This window comes from Pontibacter sp. GD13, assembly GCF_058216355.1.
This window is the reverse complement of record NZ_JBYZMQ010000011.1, coordinates 148796-156066: the sequence shown is the minus strand read 5'-3', so window position 1 is coordinate 156066 and position 7271 is coordinate 148796. Positions and strand designations below refer to the sequence as shown.

Here is a 7271-nt window from a genome sequence, read left to right as displayed (position 1 = left end):
TATGCTCATCTGTTCAATCTTTTAGCCTGTAAAGACAACAAACAAAAGAAGCATATAAGTCAGGGAACAAAAAAACAGCCCCCATACAAAAAATGGTCGGAATTTCTTCCGACCACTCCTGAGGCTTTAGCAGCTTTCCCTTTTTTTATTGCCTGATATTATAAAAAGTCGTGCAGTCAAATTATCAAAAGCTTTACTCACGCATTCATGAAAGCTTAAAATTTAAGCAGTATGAGCAGCCCCCGCGTATTGCGGCAATATTGAAAAGAACAGGATCACGCATAAAACTTATAACCCAACTTAAAACCTTGCCTCTGGCAAATTCCCAGAGTACCGAATTAACACTAGCAGTAGCGAAGCAAAGGATTAAGGGTAAATTCTCGCGATACACGTAGCGTGCGCCAACGAATCCATTTTATCACTATCCTGAAAGGACACTTGGGAGTTAGCCATGTATTAAATGCCTTACAAGGTGTATAAAATAACGTAGGGCAAAACGGAGATCGAGTACTTAAAAAAGGACCCGCCAAAAGCAAAAGCATCCGCAAGAAGTAAATAAATAATCTAACACACGTATGAGAATAACGCACGTCGAAGGCGTACATAATTGGGCATTTTAGAACGTCTGCACTAATCCACAAAACTGTGGGTATAACTGTGGACAAAAGTGGGTAAACTGGTTTAATATTTACACAGCCTGAAAGAGGCGAGGTCCAAAACTGAGCCTGAGGGATCAAAAAGTGGAAAGCGGTGCACAAGTTAGACCAGAATTGACAATTATCCACTTAGCGAAATCATGTTCAAAAAGAAATACACATAGAAAGGTAAAAAGTGGATAACACATTTAAGAGATTGACACACAGCAGAGACTATAAAAACTGAATGTGGAAGGAAAGGTGAAAATCACAGAAGTGTAAACAACCTGTACACATTGCCCAAAAATGTAAAGAGTTATTAACTTGTTAACACACTCAATAATGAAAGAAAGATGATTTAATAAATCTTCTTAAAAAAAATTATTAAAGAATAAGGTTTGTGGAAAGGTGCATAAAGGTTCAATAATGAGAACAAATGGCAGAAAAGTAAACAGAGATGTATAGCAAAAAAAATCTTTATCTTTATCACAAGTACACAGCATAACCCTACGCAAAAACATGAAATTGTTAATGAACCTAACACTGCCGTTTGAAGAACCGGTTTTAATCTTCACGCTGGTGCTACTTATCATACTGGTAATACCGATCATCCTGAACAAACTGCGAATACCTGGAATTGTGGGATTAATATTAGCAGGCGTTATATTAGGGCCTAACGGATTTAATATTCTGGCCAGAGATGCCAGTATTATATTATTCGGAACGGTAGGCCTCTTATACATCATGTTTCAGGCAGGCCTGGAGATCGACATGATTGACTTCAAAAAGTATAAGGCCAGGAGTTTAGCTTTTGGAGCTCTTACCTTCTTCATCCCACAAATATTGGGCACACTGGTGTTCTTTTACTTACATGAATATGAAATAAAGCCAGCCATACTTTTAGCCAGTATGTTTGCTCCACATACGCTACTGGCCTATCCGATCATAAGCAGATTGGGCCTGAGTAAAAACGAGGCAGTAACACTGACCATCGGAGGAACGCTGGTAACAGATACAGCCGTACTTTTTGTACTCGCCGTGGTCATCAACTCAACACAAGGCGAAACCGGCATGTGGTTTTGGGTATGGATGATCACAGAGATGGCTATTTTTGTGGGGATAGTGCTGTGGGTATTCCCTAAGATCGCTAAGTGGATGTTTAAGCAACTGGAAAGCGAGAAAGGGGCACAGTACATTTTTGTGCTGACGGTGGTATTTGCTGCGGCGTTTCTGTCAGAGGTGGCAGGGATGGAAGCGATCATCGGGGCGTTCCTGGCAGGCTTGGCGTTAAACCCGCTTATCCCGCATACCTCGGCACTTATGAACCGAATAGAGTTTGTAGGCAACAATATCTTCATTCCATTCTTCCTGATCAGCACAGGGATGCTGGTGAACCTGACAGATCTGTTTACAGATACGCATGCACTGCTTATAGCCGGAACTATTGTCGTGCTGGCTCCATTGGCCAAATACGCGGCAGCTTACTTAACACAAAAAATATTTAAGTTTAGCATACTGCAACGGAACCTGATATTCGGGTTAAGTAGTGCCCATGCGGCGGCAACACTGGCAGTCGTATTGGCAGGCTATGAAATAGGCCTGCTGGGTGAGAGTGCCTTGAACGGGGCAGTCGTCCTGATTCTAGTATCAAGTATGGTCAGCTCGTTTACAACAGAGAAGGTAGGTAAAAAACTGGCGATTCTGGAAAGCAGAAGAAAGCCAGACGTTAGCGTGAAACCTGATAGGATCCTGGTACCCATCGGAAACCCAAAGACAATCGAGAACCTGATTGACTTGTCTATCATGTTGAAAAATCCGGAGAATAAGGGGCCTATCTACCCGCTGGCGGTGGTGTTGGATAACGAACATGCCGAGGAAGAGATCTTCAAAAAGAATAAAATGCTGCAGGAGGCCATTACGCACGCCTCTGCATCAGACAATGATGTACAGCTGGTCTCTAAAATAGACGTAAATATATCCAGTGGGATACTGAGGGCGATAAAAGAGTTGATGATTACAGAGGTGGTGCTAGGCTGGAACGCCAAGATCACCACCCGCGACAGGATCTTCGGGACAGTGCTGGACAGCCTGCTGAACAACACAGATGAGATGATACTGGTATGCAAAATTATTCAGCCACTGAACACAACGGGCCGGATAGTAGTGATTGTGCCTACAAACGCAGAGCTGGAAAGAGGCTTTATGCGCTGGATCAGGAGCGTGAAACTGTTATCGGAGCAACTGGGTGCCCCAATCGTATTCCGGGGCCGCAGAAGAACGCTGAACAAGCTTAAAAAGAACGTACTTGATAGTAAGCCAGCAGTAGAAGCAGAGTTCTTACCGTACGCCACGCTAAATGAGTTTGCAAACATGAAGTCTGAATTGAAAAAGGATGACATGGTTATAGTGATCTCTGCACGGAAGGGAACCGTATCCTACAACAGCAACCTCGATTACGTACCCAGGGTATTGTCCAGGGATTATAAAGAGAATAGCTTTATAGTGATATATCCTGAACAGTACTCCGTTTACCAAACAGTGCCGATAAAAAGAATACCTGTAGCGTATGAAGAGGAATCAGGAAAAAGCGTTTAACTATAAGCTTGACTTCGAAAAAACAGATTTCAGACAAAACCCTGAGCTGTACCGTGTCGGAAAGGGAGAGCAGGGCGTGTTGCTGGTAGAACCATATAAATCGGAAATATTACCGTATTGGCGATTTAAAACACCGGAAATAGCAGCAGAATCGTCAGATAAAATCTACGAGTTGTTTGTACAGTACCTAGAGAACGAGGATTTTGTAGGAGCTGATATGGCCAGAAAGTTCCTGCAGATGGGGTATACCCGATCCAGGCGCTACGCAAACCATCGTTCTGGAAAGAAATACAAAGGCCCTGTTCCGGATGATAAAAAAGGAGAAAGCGGCGCACACGGCCGAAAAGAACTTCCAAAAGATCCGGATCCGATAAAAGCAAGATCTGCTGAGATATTTAAAGCGCGATGGGACCAGGCCAAACAAAATGAAACGTACAACGAAATGAAGGAGAAGTTTATGGCAAGTTACGCGCAAGCTCCGACATCGAAAGACTGAAATATCCAATAAATAAGTTTTACACGTATCTTTGAAACAAAAATCAGAACCAAAAATGATTAACAAAGACATCAGGTTAGGAAAAGGACTTGGTAAGATTAAGTTCGGCCTAACAATGGAAGAAGTAGAGGAACTGTTGGGCGAGCCGGAAGAGGTTGAAGAGTCTGACGAAGAAGACGAGTTTGAGCACCAGGCATGGAACTACTGGGAAGAAGGCTACTCGTTGTACTTCGATAAAGAGGATGACTATAAACTAAGCTGCATTGAAACCGCCAACCGCGATGTGCAAATTTGGGGAGAGCGCGTTTTTGAGATGAGCAAAGATCAGGTAATCCGCCTTTTTGCAGACAACGACATCACTAACCCGGAGGAGGAAGAGGCGGAAACAGGCGAAATCCGGGTGTCGTTTGATAAAGAGATGATTGACATGTATTTCGATGATGATCAGCTGATCGCCATTAACTTCGGGGTGTTCATCAATGACAACCTGGAAGTAATGTGGCCGGAAAAATAAGCGAGGACCAAGTATAAAAGAAACCCGGACACTTTGAAGAGTGCCGGGTTTTTTGGTTTGCACCAGACAGCAAGAGCCGCAAATAGAAAAGCCCGACGTGGCCGGGCTTTTCCTGAATGAAAGAAGTGCCTCTTATTTAAAGAAGAAGTCTAACAGCTCCTGCTGGATAACCGGGTTAATGGCCACGGCAAGAATGATGGAAATGATCAAGCCAATGGACACGGAGAGAATATCCTTCCCGATCAGGCCAAAGGTTTTAGCAAACTTAGAGGAGCTGTCGTGGGCACGCAGGCGCATACCTAACTCACGCCCGGCCAGCAAACCCACAAACACCCAGGTTGTACTCATCGGGATGTTGTTCACCTCTTTAAAGTAGTAGAGAATGATGGAGTAAACCAGATCGATGATGGTGGCGCTGCGCACATCGCGCACTTCCGATTTCTCATTGATGATGTTCTGGATCTTATCGCCTCTTTTATAAAACAAAATACCCAGGCCAAGGAAAATGAAAATGGCAAAAGCAGAGAATTCGGTGGCACTTAGCTGGCGGGGCAGGTATACGGCGATGTTGGCCAGGTCCTGGGCAAGCCAGGTGTGCCACAGAAAACCGCTCACCACCCACTGGGCCACAATCCAGGCACCATGGGCTTTACCTTTTATAAACCGCTTGATAACCTTGGATAAGATCAGGTAAATAATGAACGCCGAAACAAAAGCGGCCAGATACCCCATCAGGCTTTTGCTTACCATGCTGATAATGGCCCCGGAGCTAACCGTGAATACGCTAAGCAGCATGAAAGTAGTAGATACCGGGATTCTAAAGCGGGTAAGCAGCAGCAGCACAATCGGGGCAGCAAGCTGCAGGTAAACGAAGTTCTCGGGTGTTTGCTCAAAACCCTTCGAAGCAAGGCGCTGAAACGTTACATCACCGTTAAACACATACCAGCTGTAGCCGACAGTAGCCAGGAAAATCGTCCCCATGAACAACCACTGCCAATACCATTTCTTGTCCTCGTTGGAGGCGATAAAGGTACCGATGGTTTGGATACTGTCGTTGGCAATAGCGGAATAACCGGCAAAGGCAAAGCCCACCCACATGGCAATAGAGGCATAAGGGTACACCACACCCGCCAGGATAAGGGCAAAAGCGATAAAGTAAAGGAACTTCTTCTCTTTCTGGATGATAATATCCACGGAATTATAGCGCTTCCTGAACTTGTAGGGTTGATTAGGAACAACTGCCTTTTTCCCTTTCTTTGTTTTAGGCATTAGGACTGAAATTTGGTTGGATTCAAAAAAACTGTGCAAGTTAATTCAAAAAGATGTGTAGGGTATAAGGGCAATGTTAAGGAATTGTTAACAAACCGGAAAACAGGTCTTCAATCCTTTTAAATGCACTATTTTAAAAGAAAGGCAAGCTAATATCAAAGTCTAAACCACAGGGCCGGAAAATCTATAGGGCCGTGCTGGCATAATAAAGCACTTATCAGCTATCTTTGCAATATGGCAACACAAGAAAAGACAACGCTGGAAAACGCACAGTTAAAAGATATTATCTCTCACGCCAAGGAGTACGGTTTCGTATTCTCCTCAAGCGATATATACGATGGCCTGCAGGCCGTATACGATTACGGCCAAATGGGAGTGGAGCTGAAAAATAACATCAAAAGCCTGTGGTGGAAGTGCATGACGCAGCTAAACCAGAACGTAGTGGGTTTAGATGCAGCCATCTTTATGCACCCGCAGGTATGGAAAGCATCGGGCCACGTAGACAGCTTTAACGACCCCATGGTGGATAACAAGGACTCGAAGAAGCGGTACCGTGCCGATGTTTTGCTGGAGGATAAAGCTGCCCAATACGAAGCAGAGGGCAAGGTAGAGGAAGCCGGGGCCTTGCTGGCCGAGATGGGCAAGCTGTTGGAAGACGAAAACCTGGAGGGCTTGCGGGAGCTCATCATCAGTGAAGGCATCAAATGCCCCGTGTCCGGCACCGCCAACTGGACAGAAGTACGCCAGTTTAACCTGATGTTCTCTACCCAGGTAGGCTCAGTGGCCGAAGACTCCCAAACCATTTACCTGCGCCCCGAAACAGCACAGGGTATTTTCGTGAATTTCCTGAACGTGCAGAAAACAGGCCGTATGAAAGTGCCTTTTGGCATTGCCCAGATCGGGAAAGCCTTTAGGAACGAGATCGTGGCCCGGCAGTTCATTTTCAGGATGCGTGAGTTCGAGCAGATGGAACTGCAGTTCTTTGTGCGCCCCGGCACCGAGATGGCCTGGTACGAGCAATGGAAAGAGATGCGTAAAAAGTGGCATCTGGCGTTGGGCATCCCGGCTGAAAGCCTCCGCTACCACGACCACGACAAACTGGCCCACTATGCCAATGCAGCCGTGGACATCGAGTACAAGTTCCCGTTTGGGTTTAAAGAGGTAGAGGGCATCCACTCGCGCACGGACTTTGACCTGACACAGCACCAGGAACTGAGCCGCAAGAAAATGCAGTACTTCGACAACGACCTGAATGAGGAGGGCAAGCCCTACGGCAACTACATCCCTTACGTGATCGAGACATCTGCCGGCGCTGATCGCCTTTTCCTGATGACACTGTGCAATGCCTACACCGAAGAGGAGATCACAGAAGGAGAGAATACCAAGTCGCGTACTTTCCTGAAGTTCCACCCTGCACTGGCTCCAGTAAAAGCCGCCATTCTGCCGCTTACCAAAAAGGATGGCCTGCCCGAGAAAGCCACCGAGATCTTCGATGCCCTGAAGTATGATTTCAATATGATCTACGAAGAGCGCGATAGCATCGGAAAACGCTACACGCGCCAGGATTTGATAGGAACCCCTTTCTGCGTTGCCGTAGACCACCAAACGCTGGAAGACGATACGGTAACCGTACGCGACCGCGACAGCCGCGAGCAGGTGCGCATGCCGATCAGCGAACTGAAGCATTACATAGAGAAAGCCGTGAGTTTCAGAAGCATTTTTGAACAGCTGGCCTAAGTATAAAGTAAAACCTGGTATACCC

General features: G+C 45.8%; 5 protein-coding genes. 4 read left to right on the top strand and 1 reads right to left on the bottom strand.

All coding sequences use genetic code 11. The features are described 5' to 3' along the window. Window positions 1-1154: 1154 nt before the first annotated feature. From AC4BAN_RS14865 to AC4BAN_RS14855, 3 genes are read left to right on the top strand one after another with little or no spacing between them, the layout of a single operon-like run. Window positions 1155-3230, top strand: a complete 2076-nt coding sequence (locus tag AC4BAN_RS14865; RefSeq protein WP_490565199.1) for a cation:proton antiporter — start codon at window positions 1155-1157, stop codon at window positions 3228-3230. After that, a complete protein-coding gene (locus AC4BAN_RS14860) occupies window positions 3202-3726 on the top strand; it encodes a DUF4385 domain-containing protein (protein ID WP_490565198.1) in 525 nt (174 codons plus the stop codon). Before AC4BAN_RS14865 ends, AC4BAN_RS14860 begins: the two co-directional genes overlap by 29 nt. Before the next feature lie 55 nt (window positions 3727-3781). Then, the gene (locus tag AC4BAN_RS14855; protein ID WP_490565197.1) at window positions 3782-4240 is read left to right on the top strand and encodes a hypothetical protein; all 459 of its coding nucleotides are present in this window, start codon (window positions 3782-3784) and stop codon (window positions 4238-4240) included. A gap of 132 nt (window positions 4241-4372) precedes the next feature. Here AC4BAN_RS14855 and AC4BAN_RS14850 read toward each other — a convergent pair whose 3' ends face one another. Continuing rightward, on the bottom strand, window positions 4373-5509 hold the full coding sequence (locus AC4BAN_RS14850) for a hypothetical protein (RefSeq protein WP_490565196.1): 1137 nt from the start codon (window positions 5507-5509) through the stop codon (window positions 4373-4375). A 234-nt stretch (window positions 5510-5743) separates the two neighbouring features. On the opposite strand from AC4BAN_RS14850, the gene AC4BAN_RS14845 reads away from it, so the two are divergent. Beyond that, window positions 5744-7246 carry a glycine--tRNA ligase gene (locus tag AC4BAN_RS14845; RefSeq protein ID WP_490565195.1) on the top strand — a complete coding sequence of 501 codons (1503 nt, stop codon included), beginning with the start codon at window positions 5744-5746 and terminating at the stop codon, window positions 7244-7246. Window positions 7247-7271 lie beyond the last annotated feature (25 nt).